General features: G+C 68.9%; 13 protein-coding genes. 3 read left to right on the forward strand and 10 right to left on the reverse strand.

The annotated features are described in order from the left end of the window. Position 1 precedes the first annotated feature (1 nt). Genes VGV60_11675 through VGV60_11720 form a run of 10 tightly spaced genes read right to left on the reverse strand, consistent with a single transcriptional unit; the run spans position 2 to position 11663 of the window. Entirely contained in the window at positions 2-1381 is a 1380-nt protein-coding gene (locus VGV60_11675) for an O-antigen ligase family protein (GenBank protein ID HEV8701921.1), read from the reverse strand. A gap of 6 nt (positions 1382-1387) precedes the next feature. Then, positions 1388-3574 carry a polysaccharide biosynthesis tyrosine autokinase gene (locus VGV60_11680; protein ID HEV8701922.1) on the reverse strand — a complete coding sequence of 729 codons (2187 nt, stop codon included), beginning with the start codon at positions 3572-3574 and terminating at the stop codon, positions 1388-1390. A 1-nt stretch (position 3575) separates the two neighbouring features. After that, positions 3576-5027 carry an SLBB domain-containing protein gene (locus VGV60_11685; protein HEV8701923.1) on the reverse strand — a complete coding sequence of 484 codons (1452 nt, stop codon included), beginning with the start codon at positions 5025-5027 and terminating at the stop codon, positions 3576-3578. Continuing rightward, a complete protein-coding gene (locus VGV60_11690) occupies positions 5024-7357 on the reverse strand; it encodes a hypothetical protein (protein HEV8701924.1) in 2334 nt (777 codons plus the stop codon). The genes VGV60_11685 and VGV60_11690 overlap by 4 nt, the downstream gene beginning before the upstream one ends. After that, positions 7320-7757 carry a response regulator gene (locus VGV60_11695; protein HEV8701925.1) on the reverse strand — a complete coding sequence of 146 codons (438 nt, stop codon included), beginning with the start codon at positions 7755-7757 and terminating at the stop codon, positions 7320-7322. Before VGV60_11695 ends, VGV60_11690 begins: the two co-directional genes overlap by 38 nt. Next, the gene (locus VGV60_11700) at positions 7754-8701 is read right to left on the reverse strand and encodes a hypothetical protein (GenBank protein ID HEV8701926.1); all 948 of its coding nucleotides are present in this window, start codon (positions 8699-8701) and stop codon (positions 7754-7756) included. The genes VGV60_11695 and VGV60_11700 overlap by 4 nt, the downstream gene beginning before the upstream one ends. A gap of 4 nt (positions 8702-8705) precedes the next feature. Beyond that, complete coding sequence (locus VGV60_11705) at positions 8706-8900, reverse strand: hypothetical protein (protein ID HEV8701927.1); 195 nt, start codon at positions 8898-8900, stop codon at positions 8706-8708. Further along, positions 8897-10201, reverse strand: a complete 1305-nt coding sequence (locus tag VGV60_11710; GenBank protein HEV8701928.1) for a radical SAM protein — start codon at positions 10199-10201, stop codon at positions 8897-8899. Before VGV60_11710 ends, VGV60_11705 begins: the two co-directional genes overlap by 4 nt. Beyond that, positions 10198-10515: a PqqD family protein gene (locus VGV60_11715; GenBank protein ID HEV8701929.1), complete on the reverse strand. Its 318-nt coding sequence runs from the start codon at positions 10513-10515 to the stop codon at positions 10198-10200. The genes VGV60_11710 and VGV60_11715 overlap by 4 nt, the downstream gene beginning before the upstream one ends. After that, the gene (locus VGV60_11720) at positions 10512-11663 is read right to left on the reverse strand and encodes a nucleotidyltransferase family protein (GenBank protein HEV8701930.1); all 1152 of its coding nucleotides are present in this window, start codon (positions 11661-11663) and stop codon (positions 10512-10514) included. Before VGV60_11720 ends, VGV60_11715 begins: the two co-directional genes overlap by 4 nt. Before the next feature lie 227 nt (positions 11664-11890). Here VGV60_11720 and leuS point away from each other — a divergent pair, with 227 nt between their 5' ends. From leuS to VGV60_11735, 3 genes are all read left to right on the forward strand, one after another. Continuing rightward, positions 11891-14395 (forward strand): leucine--tRNA ligase, encoded by a 2505-nt coding sequence (leuS, locus tag VGV60_11725; GenBank protein HEV8701931.1) that lies wholly within the window; start codon positions 11891-11893, stop codon positions 14393-14395. A 114-nt stretch (positions 14396-14509) separates the two neighbouring features. Continuing rightward, positions 14510-18223: a TonB-dependent receptor gene (locus VGV60_11730; protein HEV8701932.1), complete on the forward strand. Its 3714-nt coding sequence runs from the start codon at positions 14510-14512 to the stop codon at positions 18221-18223. A 39-nt stretch (positions 18224-18262) separates the two neighbouring features. Next, positions 18263-18832, forward strand: a complete 570-nt coding sequence (locus VGV60_11735) for an LptE family protein (GenBank protein ID HEV8701933.1) — start codon at positions 18263-18265, stop codon at positions 18830-18832. Position 18833 lies beyond the last annotated feature (1 nt).

The raw sequence follows: 18833 nt of genomic DNA on the forward strand, positions 1-18833 counted from the left end.
CTCAGGCCTCCTGCGCCGGCGCCGAGGCGGCCACCACGAGACCGGTCAGGAGCCAGAACGGCTCCATCACCCGGATCAGCATGAAGGTGTTGGTGCCGACGGCATGCACCAGGAGACCCGCGAGTCCGGCGGTCATCCCGAGGCCGAGCCCGCGCACCAGGGGATCGGCCTGGCCCGTGGCGACCCGGTAGAACAGGGCCGCGGCGCTCCCGACGAGGAGGGCGAAGGCGGTGAAGCCGATGGCGCCGATCTCCACCAGGAGGCGGAAGTACTGGGCGTCGAGGAACCCGTATCCCGTGACGCCCCATCCCGCGACGGGGTGCTTCACGAAGGCCCGCAGCGCCTCGCCCCACGACGTCAGCCTGGCCGAGGCGGAGGGATCGAGCTTCACGTGGCCGACCTGCACCGAGTCGTCCTCTCCCTGAAAGGTGTACAGGATGCGATCCTCGACGCTCGCGGGATGGACGAAGAACAGCAGGGCCGCCGCCAGGGACGCCGCCGCGAACAGCCGCCGGCGTGCCGGCGACAGGGCCATGAGCGTCGCCAGGGAAGCGGACAGACCGATCCACGAGCTCCGCGACAGGGTCGCCAGAAGCGGCGGGATGACGAAGAGGGCGAGCGCCGCGCAGCCTCGCTTCCAGCGCCTCCACCCGTCCGGCAGGGTCAGGGCGATGGCGCAGGACACGCTGAACACCAGCACCAGGTACCCGCCGAGGGTGTTCGGTTCTCCTTCCCGGCCCTCGAACGGCGCCGACGGGCGGGTCCCCGAGGGGATCTGCCACCAGCCGTAGGCGGCGATGAGGGCCGCGGTGATCAGGGCGGCGGCGAGCAGGCGCCGGAATCGATCGCCGCCGCGCACGTAGTTCAGCGTGATGAAGAAGATGATGAAGTACTCGAGGTACTTGGCGACGAAGCACAGGCCGACCATCGGCCGGACGCGGTCCGCCTCGATGCCGATCAGGGTGGAGAACAGGCAGCAGGCGGCGTAGGCGAAGATGCACGTGTTCAGAGTGTTGCGACGGATGGCTCCGAGGTCCTTGTGGATCGCCATCCGGGCGATCCAGGCGAAGCCGACCAGGAGGAGAAGCAGGTCCTCCGTTCGAAGCATGACCTCGCGGGTCCCTTCCAGGCCCGCGCCGCCGCCCCCCCCGATCGAGATTTCGGGGGAGAGCAGCATCGAGAGGATCAGGATGATCAGGCCCGCCTCGGCGCGCAGGATCGTGGCCAGGAACAGGATGGCCGCGACCGCGGCCACGATGGGAAGCTTCAGCGGCGCGCTGGTGATCCAGAGCGCCAGAAGGACGAGGGCCGTCGCGACCCCCGCGAGCAGGGCCGCACTCCGTGCCGGAAGGACACCGGCCGTCCCCGGAGAGGCGTTCATGGGAGGCTAGCGTTCGCCGCCGGCGGCTCGGATCCCGGACCGCGTCCCGGTGGCCTCCGTGACGGCTGGCACGGCGTCGACCGGCTTGCCCGCGTAACGATGGTAGATGTACTGCATCTCGGGGCTGTACGTGCTGACCTCCGCCTTCACGTCGTTCAGCACGATGCCGCGAATGGCGGCATGGACGTTGTCCAGGTGGGTCTTGGCGCGCTTCAGCACGGCACGACCGATCCGCCCGAGCTGGTAGACGAGCACGACCCCGTCGACGCGCGTCGACAGCACCACCGCGTCAGTGACCGGCAGGATCGGCGGCGCGTCGATCAGGATGACGTCGAAACGCGAGGCCACCTCCACGATGAAATCGGTGAACAAAGGGGACGCCAGGAGCTCCGACGGATTGGGGGGCAGCGCCCCGGCGGTCAGGATGCGCAGGTTTTCGAGACCGGCCGAGGTCAGCATCGACTGCATGTCGACACGCCCGAGGAAGACCTCCGAGAACCGGTGCAGGACGTCGTCCAGCCGGTTCATGCCGAGCGCGACGTGCGTGAATCCCGGCTCCCGGGGCACCCCGAAGATGCGGTTGAGCGAGGGGCTTCTCAGGTCGCAGTCCCACACCAGCGTCTTCATCCCCATCTGGGCCATGGCGACCCCCAGGTTCGCCACCGTCGTCGACTTCCCCTCGCTGGGAGACGCGGAGGTGAACAGGAAGGTGCGGCCCGCCTTGCCGATGCGCGAGAACTCGATGTTGGTCCGGAGCGATCGGAACGCTTCGGCCGCCGGAGACTGGGGAGCGAACTGGGTCACCAGAGCGCCCAGGCCCTCCAGGTTCGGATCGGACGCCAGCGTGGGGTTGCGCTGCAGGATCTCGCGGCGCGTGGAGTCCGGGTCGATGTGCGGGACGACGCCGATCACGGGCAGTCCCAGATACTCCTCGACGTCCTCGATGCTGCCGATGGAGGTGTCCAGGGTCTCGGCCAGGAAGGCGGCGACCAGCCCGAGGAGGAGACCGACAATAAGCCCCACCAGGGACCTCAGGATCCGGCCGGGGGCGTGGCGCGGGATGGCGGCCGTCGACTCCTCGACGACGCTGAGCTCCTGCACCTTGTCGGCCTCCTTGATCAGCGCCTCCTGGTGCTTGCGCATGAGCATCTGGTAGGCCTCGGTGTTGACCGCCACCTCGCGTTGCAGCTCCATCAGCGTCTGCTCGGCGCGGGGGAAGCGCGCCAGCTTCGAATCCAGGTCCCGCTTGCGGGCGCGCGCCAGGCCGAGCGCCGAGTGCGCCTCGCGCCTCAGGCGGGCGGTGAGCAGGTCGATCTGCTCCTTGATCGACTTCACCTCGGGGGCGTCCTCTTTCTGGAAGGACAGGATCTGGCGCTTCCGATCCTCGAGCTTCGCGAGCTCCAGCCTGAGGCCCGCGAGCCCCTCCTCGGGCAGGTCCACCAGGAGGAGCTCGGGGGACGAGCCGGGGTCGCCGGGATGGTCCAGGAGGTCGACGAGCTGCTGCATCGACGAGAGCCGGGCCTCGGTCCGGCCCGCTTCGTCCTGGAAGAACTGGATCTCCTTGGCGTCCGGCATGCTGGCGCCGACGTTGGCCTCCTTGAATCGTGTCAGGCGCTCCTCGGCCGCGCGCAGGCGGGCGCTCACTTCGGCGACCTGGCGCTCCACGAACTCGCGCGCCTCGATCGCCTGGCGATTGCGCTCGAAGGTGTGGCGGATGATGTATTCCTGCATGACGGCATTGACGAACTGCACCGCCTCCTCGGCGGTCGGGCAGGCGCTCCGGATCTCGATCAGGCTCGTGTTGTCGATCGGCTTGGCGGTGTAGGTGGCGAGCATCGCGTCGAGAGCCGCCGCCATCTTGGGGTCGGCCAGGACGGTCTCGATCGTCGCGGACACCGGGATGCGGCCGAGCCGCTGCGCCGCCTTCAGGGCGACCGGCTTGCTGGTGATGATCTGCGCCTGGGTCGCGAGATCGTCCCCCGGGCTCCAGGTGAATGCCTCGAGGAACAGCCCCGTGACGCTGTCGGTCCGGCTCCACTTGACGCGGGCGTTCGCCTCGTACACCGGCCGGGCCCGCGGCGTCATGATCAGGGTCAGGGCCCCCAGCGCCAGGCAGCAGCCCGCCACGATCTTCCAGCGCCGGCGCAGGATGCGGAGGTAGTCCTGGAGGTTCAGGTCGTACTGGGCGGCCATGTCAGTCCTTCTGGAAGTTGTCGATGATGTAGATCGACTCGATGATCCCGAGGGCGGGGGCGATGATCGACATGACCTCCTGGAGCGTCGCGATGGCGCGGCGGGGCACGAACACGATGTCGCCCGGAGCCAGCGGCACGTCCGCCTCGAGGTCCCCCTCCTTGAACATCTCCTTGAAGTTGGCGATCTTCATCTCCGCCTGGCCGCCGTCGCCGCGTTTCAGCACCACGACCCCCTTCATGTACCCCTTGGAGCTGAACCCTCCGGAGCGGGAGATCGCCTCGACCAGGCCCATCTTGTCGATGATGTTCACGACCCCCGGCTGGTTGACTTCCCCGAGGACGAACACCTTGCGGTTGCCCATCGAGAGGGACGGGACGAACACGAGGTCGCCGTGGCGCAGCCACGGATCGTCGCTCTCGTTTCCCTGAAAGACGGCGCGAAACAGGTTCAGCTCGCGGCGCGGCGACCCCGGCCGGATAACCTGGATGCGCATCACGTCCGCGTCCTGCGAGGGACCGCCGTGCGCCGAGAGGAACTCCACGAGGCGGGTCGGGCCTTCGAGGGCCCAGGAGCCCGGGCCGCTGTCGTTTCTGGCGGTGGTCTTCACCTCCCCCATCAGGCTCACCCGGTGGCCGGCGTACTTGGTGATCAGGAGCTCGACGTGCGTCTCCCTGTAGATCGCCTGGAAGCGCTTCTCGATGTCCTTCTTGAGGTCGACGACGGTGCGGCCGGCCACCGGCAGCGCGCCGATTCCCATGACCGGAAGGAAGGCCTCTCCGTCGCTCTGCACGGTCAGCTTGAGCTCGTCGATCTTCTGTCCGTTCCAGATCCGGAGGCTCAGGACGTCGCCCGGTCCGAACAGGTAGTCGGCGGCGGGGGCGATGGTCTCCTCCTGCGCGACCCCGGTGGCGGGCGCCTCCTGCGCGGCCACGACACCGAACAGGCAGAGAATGGCCAGGATGACGATGCCGGCGCCGCGCAGCATCCGGCGGGCGCGGCGGACCGCGGCGAGGCGCCGCGCCCCGGGCGAAGGAGCGAAGCAGGGATCGTCGATCGGCAACCGGCGTCCATTGCGCACGACCGCGGTCACGCGCCCGAGCAAGTCCTCCCGAAGCACCCCCGCGTCGGGTCCCCCCTCCGCGTCCCCCTGGAGACGGTAGACGCGACGGCCGGCGCGCATCTCCACGAGGACCAGCCGGTGCACCACGAGGAGATCCGGAGAGGAGCGCGCCAGGACGATCTGCCCCGGTCGAGGCAGGCCGAGGAACGGGGAGACCACCGCCACATCTCCCTGGACGAGGGCCGGTCGCATGCTCGCGCCCCTGACCGGAACCAGCGCCGCGTGCCCCCCCAGGAGCAGCGCATCGAGGACCGGTGCGGCCTCGCGCTCGACCTCGGGCAGGGACCCTCCGGGCGTTGCGCCGGGGCCGCGGCCGCGTGCGGCGGTCATACGGCGACCTGCGCGGGGGGCGCGCCGACGCCCTTCACCCGGTGCCGGATGTGGAGGAACGGAGCGCGCGCCAGGTCGATGACCCGTCTCTCGCCCGGGTCGTGCCCGCCGGCCGAGGCGGTGATCTCGACGCGCGGCCGGAAGTGGTTGTCTTCGTTCAGAGAGACCACGCACGCCAGGTCGCCGCTGCTGAGCTCCACCAGGGCGCCGATGGGGAAGATTGGGATCGCCTTCAGGAGGGCGCGGAACAGGGCGGGAGAGAATCGCCGGCCGTGCTGCTCCATGACCAGCGAGGTCACGTCGTGAAGGTCGGACTCCGGACGATCGTCCGATCCGTGCGTGTGCATCTCGAGGAGGCTCGCGAGGGCGACGACCTGGGCGGCCGTGTCGGCGCGGGAGCGCTCCGAAGGGGTCGGCAGGTCGAACCGCAGGAGACCGTGCACCTCGCGGATCGACTCCAGGAGCCCCGCGGCGTCCGCCCCGAGGACCTTCAGGATCGGCCCCGGATTCTCGCGCTCCCCCTTCGGGTCGAGCGCCTCCTCCGAGCCGATGGACGGAAGTTCGGCATCCGGATCGATCCCGGCCCGCATCAGGCCGGCATCATGGAGAAGCGCCAGGAGGCCCACCCGAGGGTCCGCCTCGAGTCCGAGCGCGCACCAGATGCGGGCCGCGATGAAGGCGACGTTGACCGAGTGGGTGGCCAGGCGGAAGCCGCCGACGGCGGCCAGCAGGTCCGGCAGGGGAGTCGTCGATCGGCCGCTCGCGACGATCGAGCCCGCCAGTTCCGTCAGTCCTTTCGCGTCGACCGGTCTCTGGACGTGCGCATCCCGGAGGATCTTCGACAGGGTCTGCGCGCCGTCCACGGCGGCCGCCGGGCGCGGCCCGGAGACGACCGCGGGCCCCTTCAGGAGTGCGACCGCGGGGGCGCTTCCCGAAGCGGCGGGGGAGCCCTCCGCGACGACCGGTGCCACTCCCGCGTGCACCATGATCTCGCGCAGGCTCCGCATGCCCCGCTGCGCGCCCGGCAGGGTGGCCACGTCGTCCACGCAGGCGTGACCCTGGATCGCCTTCCGCCAGCCCTCCTCGCGCAGGCGCGGAAGGGAACCGGGGCCGGCTTCGGGGTCGACCAGCTCAAAGACCCCCGTCAGCCCGGAAGCGCCCGTGCCGGCGCAGTCGTTGCATCCCTGTGCCCGGGCGACGGACAGGCCACCCCGCCCCTCCATCGATTCGACGTCGCGGCGATGGAAACCGAAACGGCGCGCCTTCTCGGCCGACAGCATCGACCAGCCGATGCAGCCGCGGCAGACCGTCCGGACGAGAGTCTGCGCCAGGACCGCCACCGGAACGGCGGGCGCCGACCCGGCTTCGAGCGCCCGACCGACGCTTCTCGACAGGGACTCCGGGTCGGCCGCGGGGGCCCCGGCGAGCACCAGGCAGCCGCTCGCGGCGAGGCGCGCCGCCAGGACCAGGTCGGCGGCCCCCTCGAGGCTCTCGACCAGCACGAACTCGGGCGCGGCCTGCAGCAGGCTGTCGGGGAAAGGCCAATCGGACAGGGTCCCCGCCAGCCAGGGGAGCTCGGGCCGCGCCTGGCGGGCTCGCGGGCCGATGCGCCCGCCGGCGTGGCCGCGGGACACCAGCGTCTGGGCCATGAGGTCGAGGGTCGTGGTCCTCCCAGTCGCCGGCCCCCCGGAAACGAGCAGGATGCCGGCGCGACGATCCAGGCTATCGAGGAGAAGCTCGAGGACCGCCGGCGAGAACCCGATGTCGGCGAGCGTGGCGGGAGACGCCGATTCGACGACGCCCGTCACCCGCACGCGGTACTCCTGCGGTCGCGGAGCCGGTCGCACGCTGAGGAGCACCCGCCGGGCCCGCCCTCCGGCGGTCTTCACGACGCCTCGCGGCACCTGCTGGAAGACCGCCGCCAGGAAACCGAGGGCATCCTTGGGGGCGACCGGAAGGGGCTGCTCCTCGCCCGAGGAGGTGAGGAGGGTCGCGCGCAGCCCGTCGCGCCCCGGCTGCAGGCTGAGCTCGACGTGCTCGCCCCCCATGAGCCGGGACAGCGCCGGCGCCAGGGCGTCCGGCCGCGTCACCACCCGCGGCCAGGTCCCGGCCTCGGAGGCGGGGAGGACTTCCGTTCCGCGCACCTCCTCGTCGCTCACCGGGATCGCCACGACCCCGACCTGCATGCCCCAGTAGCGCCGGGGTACACGCAGGCTCTCGATGCCGCGGGGCGTCGCCACGAAGACGACCTCCTGGCGATCGGCGAGCAGGACGGGCAGGGCGAGTGGCGCCTTACCGCGACCGGTGTCCGGTGCGTCGTCCGCCTTCACCATCCGTCTCCCTGGCCGCAGACTCGCCGGCCTCCGGTTCGAGTGTCACGATCTTCGCGAGCAGCGTCCGCTCCAGGTAGCGGAAATCGAGGGGCTTCTGGATGAAATCGTAGGCTCCGAGATCCAGGGCCTGCAGGGCCATGTCGTTGTCGGCGTGGCCGCTGATCATGATGACCGCCGCCTGGGGGATCTCCTGGCGCAGCTTCTTCAGGGTCTCGATCCCGTTCATGCCGGGCATGGCGATGTCGAGGAGGATGATCTGGGGCCTGAGCGTCCGGACCATCATGAGCGCCTCGCGACCGTTCTCGGCGCCGGTCGCCGCATACCCGTGGTCGGAGAGAAACTCGATCAGGACATCGCGGATTGCCGCCTCGTCGTCCACCACCAGGATCTGGTTCATTCGTCGTCCCTCATCCGGACAGACCGCGCCTCGTCCGCCCGGCCCCGTGCGGGCAGGTCGCCGCCCTGGAGGGATTCCAGGACGCAGTCCACCGCGGTTCGGTCCGGGAGAAACTGCAGGCGCCTCACCGGGACTCTGCCCGTGAGGTCGGCCAGGAATTTCACTGCGAACTCGAGACCCTGCTGATCCCACATCGCCGGGAAGGCGCGCACCATCATCTGGGCGACGGCCGTCGAGGGGGTCATCTCCTGGATCCGGTTGCGCGGAGCCTGGTCCAGGATGAACACCGCATCGAGCCTCGCCGAGGACGGGGTCTCCCAACCGTCCTCTCCATGCCAGGGCGTGCCGTAGATGCGATAGCCGTCCCCTTCGGACCGGATGACGATGCGGTCGTCCGAGAGGATGGTCACGCCGCCGCGCTCTTTCCACAGGCGGGCGGTGGTGCTCTTGCCGGCCCCCGAGGTCCCGAGGAACAGCAGACCGCGCCCGCCGATGACCAGACCGCAGGCGTGCACCAGAACGCCGCGCCCGCGCGACAGCCGGGCCAGGAAGACGACCTCGTCGAACGGATAGACGAAAGGGTGGAGCTCGTTCTGGTTGAGGATCGGGCCCCCGACGAGGGTCTCTCCCTCCCCCCGGGTGTATTCACGGTCGAATTCGACCGCCAGATACGGCTCCCGTCCGAAAATGGCCGAACGGAAGGTCAGCAGGCGCTGCTCGCCGACCTCCTCCAGCCGCCAGACCGATCCGGTTTCGAACAGGGTGCGGCCGGGCTGCCGTGCGGCCCTGCCGGAAGCCGGCCCGAGCAGCACCCGGGCGCAGTCCTCCACGGACGCCTCGGCCAGGAACGGCACGTGCGCCGGCTCGGCGACCAGGCGGATCGAAGGATCGGCCGTGCGCACCTCGAGGCCGATGCGGGCCACCTCCAGGACCAGCGGGCGCACGCAGTCAGCTGGCATTGTGCGAGCACAGCGCTGGATTGGCCGAGCACTTGTTGATCGGGCCGCCGGGGCCGGCCGTGACGTTGCTCTTGCAGGACGCGAGGACCGCCTCGTCCGGCACCAGCCGGACGCGGCTCAATCTCGGTGTCTCGTAAGGCCTGCGGGCCGCGTGGCCCCGCCGGGAATCATTGTGGTTCGTCATGCGACCTCCTCAAGAGAGCCGGCTGTTGGTGTCGTGGGACGTTCAATCTGAAGCAGTCGTTTCGCCGTCTTCGTGCCGGTGGCGGCCTTGGTGCATCCGCCCGCGGCGCAGCCCCCTGACGCGCAGCCGCCGGCGGCCGATCCGATCGCCGAGGCACGAGGCAGGATGGCCCCCTCGGGCGTCCAGCCGGAGCGCACCCGGTCGGCGTGCTCGCGGTATCGCGCCGCGGTCTCGGGGCGGCCGATCTCCTCCTCGAGAAGGGCGGCGCGCCGGTGCGTGACCTCGCAGTAGTAGGGGATCCAGCCGTCGGGGCTGCCGGTCTCGAGCGTGGCGGTGGCCGGGCAGCGATCGCACATGGCCCGCAGCTCGCACGAGGCGCAGACGTTGGCCGCTCCCGCGGGGCGGCGGCGGATGTCCCCGACCGGGCCGTACCACCCCTCGCGGAAGCTCCCGTTCCTGAGGTCGTACCCGTTCAGCGGGAGCGCCTCGCACGACAGGAGCGTTCCCTGCGGGGTGACGTGGAAGCTGTTGATCCCCGCCCCGCAGGACATCAGGTAGGCGGACGGCTGCGTCGGCTTCACGAACTTCTCGTAGAAGGCCTTCCAGTCCTTAAGCCGACCCGGGTCGGAGGCGTCGTACCCGACGACCGTCTCGGGCGCCGATCGAACGCTGGTCGGGGCGAGGGACCCGTCCAGGCGCCCGTGCACCATCGCGTCGTACCGGAAGCGCACGCCGAGCGACTCGCTCCAGGCGGCCATCTGCTCGATCTCGCCGGCGAGGGGCTCCATCGCCACCGCCTTCAGGCTCAGCGGGACCCCACGCTCGAGCAGGAGCTCGATGGCCCGGCGCACCCGGGTGAAGCGTCCCGGGAACCCGGTGGTCTTGAGATAGGTCTCGTCCGACATGCCGTACAGGGTGAACTCGATGCCGAACGGCGGGTACTCCGCGAGCAGGTCGGCGACCCGCTCGTCCACGAGCGTGCCGTTGCTGAACACCGTCAGGAGAAACCCGAGCCGCTTGGCGTGCAGGTAGATCTCCGGGAAATCGCTGCGGCACAGGACCTCGCCGCCGGTGAGCAGCATCCACAGGCAGCCCTCGTCCGCCGCCTCGCTCAGGATTCGCTTGATCTCACCGGTGCTCATCTCGTTGCGCCCGGAGTAGTCCGGGATGTAGCAATGGACGCAGCGCAGGTTGCACTTGAAGGTGATCTCCATCGAGCCGGACAGGGGCACGCGCTCCGCCGCCCCGGCCCGCATCAGCCGGGACCCCAGCTCGGCGTAGGACAGCTCGGGAAGCGTCATGGTCCCTCGGTCGCTATGGCGGGGCGCGCCAGGCGCGCCTCGACGAGTCCGCGTAGGAACTCGATCACCTCGTCGTAGGCGCGCTCCTCCTCCACGTCGTACTCCAAGCTGACCAGGCGGGCGATGGTGCGCGCGTCGCGACGCCCGTCGAGAAGGCGGAAGATGTGGCTGCCGATCTCGTTGGCGGTGAAGATGAAATCCATTTCCGCCGCCCCCTTGAACACCGGCACCAGCAGGTACTCGCCTGCCACGCGCCTCGCCACGACGTCGGGGGAGGGCACGAGCGGCAGGGTGACCATCGTATCGAGGTTCATCGCGCCCTCCTTCTCGCGGCGGCCTGGCGGGTCCCGCTCACGGCAAGATCGAAGACCCTGCGCGGCAGCGCCTTGGCGCGTCTCCAGCCGCGCGGTTTCACCTCTCCCGCGGGCCAGAAGGCGTCGACCAGAAAGCGCAGCCGGGTCCCCAGACCGCGCGTCGCGAGCATCATGAGAATCTCGCCTGACCAGGGGAGCGGGCGCAGCGCCATGGCGCGGGCCATCAGGTGGCGCTCGAGGGCTCCATCCGCCTCCGTCGCCGGTCGGTCGATGGCGCGCACGCCGACACCCAGGATGCCCGCGGACTGCAGGGCCCAGCCGAGGAGCTTCGAGGCCCCGCAGGACTCGGAGCGCCGTCCCAGGACGCTCCAGTCGAGCAGGCCGCGTTTGTGGAACACGAAGTGGGACAGGTCGGCGATCCGGACGAGGCGGTCGAAGGAGTGCTTGATCAGGTGGATAGCCAGGAGGAGCAGGCTGTCCTCCGGCTGGAGAAGGAGCGCGGGCGCCCCCGCGACCCGGCCGCGCGAAGCCCGCGCGAAGAGGTCCGGCACCGAGACGGGAAAGGCCGCCCGGCGCGTGGGCCGACGGCGGGCGCCGAGCGGGTCCGTGTGCAGGTCGAGAATCACTCCGCCGCGGCGGAACAGAGTGCGGGACTGCTCCGCGAACCGGAGCCTTTCGAGGGCACGGCGCGCCCCGGGCTCGTCCTCCGGCAGGACCAGCAGATCATGATCCTCGAAAGGTCGGAGCGACGGGTCGCCGTAGACCGTCTCCACCGTCTCGACGCCGCGCATCACCATGACCGGGATGCGGCTGCGATCGAGCTCTTCGAGGACCTCCGCCAGAGCCAGCGCCTGGGAGAGGGTCGCGGCCGTGAACCGCTGTGCGCGCCTCTTGAGCGCCGAGCGCAGCCACGGATCGATGTTCCGCTGCGGCAAGCGGGAAACCGCCCGGTAGGCCAGGCCGTCGATCCGGTGGAAGGCGATTCGATCGAGCAGGGCGGCCAGGGCGGCCGGCTCGAGTGTCCGTAGCGATTCGCCGAGCCGGTCATCCTGGGGGATGGGGGACGCCAGCAGACCGAGCACGCCGATTGCGGGGGAGATCGTCCCTTCCACGACTCGCATGCCTGGTGAGGTCGCCGCGTTATGCACCGGACGCTCCGTTCCCTGCCCGGACGGCCCGCCCGCCGCCTGTCGAACGGGCCTCTTCCCGCCGGGCGGAGCGAATATAGGTTCCCGGCGCATCACCGCAAGTTCGCGGTCTACCTGTATTTGCGGGTTACGAAAGTGCAATGCTCTCGGCCGCATCACGCGGCCGGCGGGTGAGGATCCTGCTAGAATGGCCGCCCGTTTCAGGAACGCGAGGAGGACTTCGGACCATGCACGGGGAGTACCGCGGGCAATTCGACGCCATCGAGCGCAAATGGCAGGACCACTGGCGCCGGGCGGACGCCTTCGGGGCCGGTCCCAGGCCCCGGGGAATGAAGTTCTACTGCCTGGAGATGCTCCCGTACCCGTCCGGGCGGCTGCACATGGGTCACGTGCGGAACTACTCCATTGGCGACGCCGTCGCCCGCTTCCAGAGGATGCGCGGACGGGATGTTCTTCATCCCATGGGATGGGACTCCTTCGGCCTGCCGGCCGAGAACGCCGCCATCAAGCACGGCATCCACCCGGCCCGCTGGACCAACGAAAACATCGACCACATGGGGCAGCAGCTCCGGCGTCTCGGACTGGCGTACGACTGGCGCCGCGAGATCGCCGCACACCGGCCGGACTACTACCGCTGGAACCAGTGGTTCTTCCTGAAGATGCTGGAGCGCGGCCTGGCCTACAAGAGCCGGCGCTGGGTGAACTGGTGCGGCTCCTGCCGGACCGTCCTGGCGAACGAGCAGGTGGAGGGGGGACGCTGCTGGCGCTGCGAGTCGGTGGTCGGGCGCACCGAGCTCGATCAGTGGTTCCTGAAGACCACCGCCTACGCCGAGGAGCTGGATCGGGAGCTCGACGCCATGGTCGGCTGGCCGGAGCGCGTGCGCACCATGCAGCGCAACTGGATCGGCCGGAGCGAAGGGGCGGTCGTCCGCTTTCCGATCGTCGAGCCCGCCACAGGGCCCGGAGAGGGGATCCTCGAGGTGTTCACCACGCGCCTCGACACGATCTTCGGCGCGACGTTCTGCGTCGTCGCCCCGCGCCATCCGGTCCTCGGGCGCATCCCCGCTTCAAGCCCCGCGCGTCCTAGGCTGGACGACTTCCTGCGCCGGATCGACGCCCGCGACGTGACACGCGCCGGAATGGAGCCGGAAGAGAAGGACGGGATCGACACCGGCCTGCGGGTGCGCAATCCGTACAATGGCGACATCCTGCCGGTCTGGACCGCGAATTTCGTCCTCATGGAGTACGGAACCGGGGCCGTCATGGCGGTGCCGGCGCACGACGAGCGCGACTTCGAGTTCGCGACGAAGTACGGCCTGCCCATGCGGACCGTCGTCGTTCCGGACGGCGGGGGGACGGGCGACGTCAGGCCGCAGGCCGCGATGGTGGCCGACGGGAGGCTGGTCGCCTCGGGGGCGTTCTCCGGCCAGGATTCGGCCACCGCCCGGAGTTCGATGCTCAGGGACGGCGAGGCCGGCGGCTATGCGCGCGGCACGCTGCACTACCGGCTGCTGGACTGGGGGATCTCCCGGCAGCGTTACTGGGGCACGCCGATCCCGATCATCGAGTGCGCGGGATGCGGCACAGTCCCCGTTCCCGAGGCGGACCTCCCGGTCCTGCTGCCCGAGGACGTGCCGCTGACGGGGGAAGGGGGATCGCCCCTCGCCCGCGTCGCGTCGTTCGTGAACGCCCCCTGCCCGCGCTGTGGCGGACCCGGGCGGCGCGAAACCGACACCATGGACACGTTCGTCGATTCGGCCTGGTACTTCTACCGCTATGCCGATCCGCGCAATTCGAAAGCCCCGTTCGACCCCGGGATCATCGAGGCATGGTTCCCGATCGATCTGTACATCGGGGGGATCACCCACGCCACCATGCACCTGATCTACTGCCGCTTTTTCGCGAAGGTGCTGCGTGACCTGGGCCTTACGCGCCTGGACGAGCCGGTCAGGAACCTCCTCTGCCAGGGGATGGTGCTCAAGGGGGGGACGGCGATGTCCAAGTCGAAGGGGAACATCGTCGACCCGGACGAAATGGTTCGCCGCTATGGCGCCGATACGACGCGCCTGTTCACCCTGTTCGCGGCGCCGCCCGAGAAGGACCTGGAGTGGAACGAGAAGGGGGTCGAGGGCTGTTTCCGGTTTCTGGAACGAATCTGGCGGCTGCTGGAGCCGCGCGCCCCCGCGCTCACGAGCGCGTCCCTGCCCGGAGACCAGGACGGTGCGGACGACCCACGCAAGGCCGCGCTGCGCCGCCGGGTCCATCGGACCATCGAGCGGGTCACCATCGACATCGACAGGCGCTTGCACCTCAACACACCCGTGGCCGCGCTGATGGAGCTCCTGAACGATCTTCAGGACTTCTGCCGGGACGCGACGGAGCCGGATCTGCCCTACATCAAAGAGGCCGGTCTCGCGATGGCGCTTCTCCTGCAGCCGTTCGCGCCGCACATCTCGGAGGAGCTGTGGGAAGGGCTCGGCGGCAAGGGGAGCGCCGTCCGCCAGGCGTGGCCGGCCCCCTCGCCTCGCTGGCTGGCCGAAGACGAGGTGGAGATCGTCGTGCAGGTCAACGGCCGGGTGCGCGGCCGCCTCCTGGCCCCCCCCTCCCTGTCCGAGTCCGATGCGGTGGCACAGGCTCGCGCCGATGCCCGCGTCGCCCCCCACCTGGAAGGGCGCGCGATCCGCAAGATCGTCTTCCTGCCCGGCCGGCTGCTGAACCTGGTCGTCGGCTGAACCGCCCCGACCCGGTCTCGCGGCCCAGAATGGCCTTGCATGATCCAGGCCATCGGAGTACGCTTCCGGGCAAGCGCCGCTCTGTGCCCCGCGGTTCGGGATGAGTTGTGTAACATGTCGTCTCTCTTTCAGTTAGGCCGGATTCTGATCCGCGCGCTCGTGCTGTGCGGGCTCACGGTCTTCCCCGTCCAGGCCCAGACGACCGGCTTCCTGCACGGGCTCGTCAGCAGCGACAAGGGGGACCCTCTTCCGGGGGTCGTCATCCTGGTCACGAGCGGCGGCGAGGGAGTCGCGGGCCGGGGCGCGGTGACGGACAAGTCGGGCACCTTCCAGATCGCCGGAATGCCGCCGGCCCATGACTACTCGGTGCGTGCCAGCCTGCCTGGATTCGCGACGGTGACCCTGTCCGATGTCGATGTGTCGGCCGGCGAGGTCAGCAGGATCCACATCACCCTGTCCCCCGAGACCGCCCTCAGGGAGCACGTGGAGGTGCGCGCCAAACCGGGGATGATCGACCTCGCCGAGACGACGACGTCGACGCAGATCACCTCGGAGTTCATCGACGCCCTGCCGCTGTTCGGAAGGAACTACCAGGAGGTCCTGACGCTGGCGCCGGGAGTGAGCGACGACGACGGGGACGGCAATCCGAACATCCACGGGGCCCGCGACACCGACATGATCACCTTCGTGGATGGCGTGAGCACGACCGACCCGCTCACCGGAAAAGCCGGCGCGCAGCTGAACCTGGAATCGATCCAGGAGATCGAGATCAAGACCTCGGGAGCCACGGCGGAATTCAGCCGGGCCCAGGGGGGCTTCGCGAACATCATCACCAAGTCGGGAGGCAACGAGTTCGAGGGGGCCTTCAAGATGTTCTGGCGGGGCTCCCTCCTCGACGGCAACGGCGCCGGCATCGACGACGCGCGCCTGCACGCCGGGGTGGGGGAAGTGGAGCTGCGCGATCTGCGGTTCAACGATTACCTTCCGTTCATCTCTCTCGGCGGGCCCCTCGTCAAGGATCGCGCCTGGTTCTTCGTGACCAGCGAGTACATCCAGAAGCAGGACCCGGTCAACGCGTTGAGCTCGTCGTTCGTCCGTGAGCTGCGCGAATACCGCCAGTTCGTGAAGCTGACCTGGCAGGCGACCGCGACCCAGCGCCTGTCGCTGTCCTTGAACTACGACCCGCAGGAGTTCCTCAACGAGGGACTGAACGGCTTCACCCGGCAGGAGAGCGGCTACTCGACGAAGGCGGGGGGGACGGTCCTGACGCTCAAGGCCACGTCGATCCTGAGCCCGATGATCGCCCTGGAATCGTCCCTCTCGAGCTTCGATGGACGGCCGGCCCTCGTGCCGAACCTCGGCCGGGACACCAACGGCAACGGCCTCCTGTACGACGACCGCAACAACAACGGGTTCGCGGACGCTTCCGAGCGCGATTCGGGGTCTGACTACGACCAGGACGGCGCCTGGGACGTCTTCGAGGACCTCAACCAGAACCACAGGCTCGATCCCGGCGAGGACCGCGACGGCGACGGGCGCGTGACGCCGGACTTCGGATGCGAAGGGGATGCGCGGGAAGACACGGACTGCGACGGCCATCTCGACAACATTCCTGAGGTGGAAGGTGAGTACGGCTTCTTCCATTCATGTTATTGCGACTTGAACAACGATCTCGATCACGATCGACGGCAGGACCCCGGCACGGAGGACCGGAACAACAACCGGATCCTGGACGACATGGCCCGGCCGACAGGCATCTATCCCTACGGTCGCCTGGTGCCTGTGCTGCCCGATCGCGACTACAGCTACGGCCAGTCGATCGGCATCATCAGCGGGCCGTACTACAAGGACCTCGACGATCGCCGCAGGCGGGTGACGCTGCGCCAGGACCTGAGCATGTACGTGCCCGACGCGAGCGGAAGCCACGACGTCAAGGTAGGCTGGAGCTTCGAGCGGGAGCAGTTCAAGAGAACCACGAAGGCGGGAGATATCCTCGCGACCATCGACGACGTCTGCGGCGGTCAGGCCACGGTCACGCCGTCCGACTCCGTCGGCGATCCCTCGATCACCTGCATCTCCTCGTATCAGCCGACGGTGAAAGCGCTGCTGCCGACCGAATCCAGCGTCGACAACAAGGCGACCGGGATGACCGGCGGGCTCTACGTCCAGGACGGCTTCAAGCCGCTCCCCAACCTGAGCCTGGGGTTCGGCCTGCGGTTCGACCGCGAAAGGACCGACTCCTTCGGCTACACCTCCTTCGACCCCGCCGCCCAGCGCGCCCCGTTCGATCGCATCGGCTCCCTGATGGGTACCGAGAAATACCTCGATGATTTCCTGCAGGGGAACAACGACAAGCTTAGGAACTTCGGCATCCTGGCGGACCCGATCTTCCAGGGATCGACCAGTTCGGAACAGGCCACCGCCTATCTCACCGATCCCATGCGCCTCGCCGCCGCCGGGCGGCTGACCAGGCACCACAGCGAGAACTCCTTCCTGTCCTCGCGGCTCGGGGCCCTGTTACCCGAGATCTTCAGCGGCGGAGAGATGAATCTGCAGCAGCTTCATGAGCTGGGGATCCTTCCGCAGCTGCGCGAGTCGTTCGCGATCACCAACAACAACCTGGCGCCGCGGCTTTCCGTGTCGTGGGATCCGCTGGCGGACGGGCGGACCAAGCTGTTCGCCACCTGGGGGCGTTACTACGACAAGCTGTTCCTGGGGACCATCGTCGGCGAGGAGGGACCGGACTACCTGGGGCGCTACTACGACTTCGCGCCGTCGGGTATCTCGGTGCAGTACGACAATCCATTCAACCCGAGGGCGCTTGGAGCCGTGCCGAACCACTACATCGGCCGGTACCTGTCGAAATCGGCCCCGTCCGCCACCCAGGTCGATCGCAGCCTTCAGACGCCGTTCAGCGACGAGCTCACGCTGGGGTTCGAGAGGGAAATCGCTCCGGAGGTGGCCCTGTCCGTCTCCTACATCAGCCGCAGCTACCGCGACCAGATCCAGGACATCGACGTCAACCACGCCCTTCGAATCGATGATGAGACCGGTGAGCCTTTCGATGACTTCGGCCAGATGCAAGTCCTTCCCGGAGGAAGCCGGCGGCCCATCAAGGATGGCCGTCCGGACCTCTTCCTCCTGAATCCCTTCTTCAACCAGGTGCTGCGGATCGGCAATTCCAACGAGGCGCGGTACAAGGGGATCGAGGTGGCGCTCAAGAAACGGCTGTCGCGCCGCTGGCAGATGCAGGGTTCCTACACCTATTCGCGGGCGATCGGCGCCGCCGAAGATTTCCAGTCGCGCCTGGGGAACGACCCCTCGACGGTCGAGTCCGAGTTCGGCTACCTCGACTACGACCAGCGACATGTGGTGAAGCTCTTCGCCACGACCTACCTGCCGCGCGACTGGCAGGTCGGCTCCTCGATGACCTGGGCCTCCGGCCTGCCGTACTCGATCGTGTCGCGCTTCTTCGCCCTGGACAACGAGGGCTTTCAGCAGTTCAGGACGCGATTCGGATACACGGCGATCGATCCGGACTCGGGGCCCCGTTTCGTGCAGATGGCGAGGAACAGCGAGCGCAACGAATCGACGCTCGATCTCAACCTGAATCTCCGGAAGAGCTTCGTGATGGGGCGGACGTCGGCCGCCGCCGTCCTCGAGATCTTCAACGTCCTGAACACGGACGACCTGCGCGTCTTCACGTACGAGCCGAACAAGGGGGAGTTCAAGCCGGGGGAGGGGATCCTCCTGGCGACTCCGCTCCAGCTCGACGCCGAACGGCGGTTCGGCCGGCGCTTCCAGATCGGTCTCCAGCTGGAGTTCTAGGGCGTCCGGGGCGCCGCCGCATCATCTATAATGCGGGCGATGACGCCGGCGCCCCGCTCCGAACGCAACCCGGGATCGACCAGGAGAGTGTCCGGGCGGAATGGCGTCGCGTCCGTCCTGGCCCTGGCGCCGCTCCTCGCCGCCTGCGGGTACCACCTGGCCGGCCACTCGACCACCCTGCCGCCCGGCATCACGACGATCGGCATCCCGACCTTCGTGAACCGCACCAACCGGCCGGAGCTGGAGCAACGGGTGACCGAGCACATCATCGACGAATTCACCACGCGGGGCCGGGTGCGCATCGTGCCCGGGGAGGAGGGGGCGCAGGCGATCCTGCGCGGGGAGATCCTGAGCTACGTCGTCACGCCGGTGGTCATCAGCCAGCTGGGTCGCGCCACCCGCTACGAGATCCTGATCACCGCCCACGTCGCCCTGAGCGAAACCACCACGGACCGGGCCCTGTGGGAGGACGACCACTTCCTGTTCAAGCGGCAGTACGACGTGCAGAGCGATCCGCAGGCGTTCATCGACCAGGAGATCGTGGCGATCGACGACGTCGCCACCGACTTCTCTCGCAGCGTCGTCACGTCGATCCTCGAGGGATTCTGAA

The sequence above is a fragment of the Candidatus Polarisedimenticolia bacterium genome, assembly GCA_036001465.1.
GTDB lineage: Bacteria > Acidobacteriota > Polarisedimenticolia > Gp22-AA2 > Gp22-AA2 > Gp22-AA3.

What these genes read in the sequence shown, in the direction of transcription:
- VGV60_11675 (HEV8701921.1), bottom strand. Translation starts at nt 1,381, where the DNA reads ATGAACGCCTCTCCGGGGACGGCCGGTGTCCTTCCGGCACGGAGTGCG.
- VGV60_11680 (HEV8701922.1), bottom strand. Translation starts at nt 3,574, where the DNA reads ATGGCCGCCCAGTACGACCTGAACCTCCAGGACTACCTCCGCATCCTG.
- VGV60_11685 (HEV8701923.1), bottom strand. Translation starts at nt 5,027, where the DNA reads ATGACCGCCGCACGCGGCCGCGGCCCCGGCGCAACGCCCGGAGGGTCC.
- VGV60_11695 (HEV8701925.1), bottom strand. Translation starts at nt 7,757, where the DNA reads ATGAACCAGATCCTGGTGGTGGACGACGAGGCGGCAATCCGCGATGTC.
- VGV60_11705 (HEV8701927.1), bottom strand. Translation starts at nt 8,900, where the DNA reads ATGACGAACCACAATGATTCCCGGCGGGGCCACGCGGCCCGCAGGCCT.
- VGV60_11710 (HEV8701928.1), bottom strand. Translation starts at nt 10,201, where the DNA reads ATGACGCTTCCCGAGCTGTCCTACGCCGAGCTGGGGTCCCGGCTGATG.
- VGV60_11715 (HEV8701929.1), bottom strand. Translation starts at nt 10,515, where the DNA reads ATGAACCTCGATACGATGGTCACCCTGCCGCTCGTGCCCTCCCCCGAC.
- leuS (HEV8701931.1), top strand. Translation starts at nt 11,891, where the DNA reads ATGCACGGGGAGTACCGCGGGCAATTCGACGCCATCGAGCGCAAATGG.
- VGV60_11730 (HEV8701932.1), top strand. Translation starts at nt 14,510, where the DNA reads ATGTCGTCTCTCTTTCAGTTAGGCCGGATTCTGATCCGCGCGCTCGTG.
- VGV60_11735 (HEV8701933.1), top strand. Translation starts at nt 18,263, where the DNA reads ATGACGCCGGCGCCCCGCTCCGAACGCAACCCGGGATCGACCAGGAGA.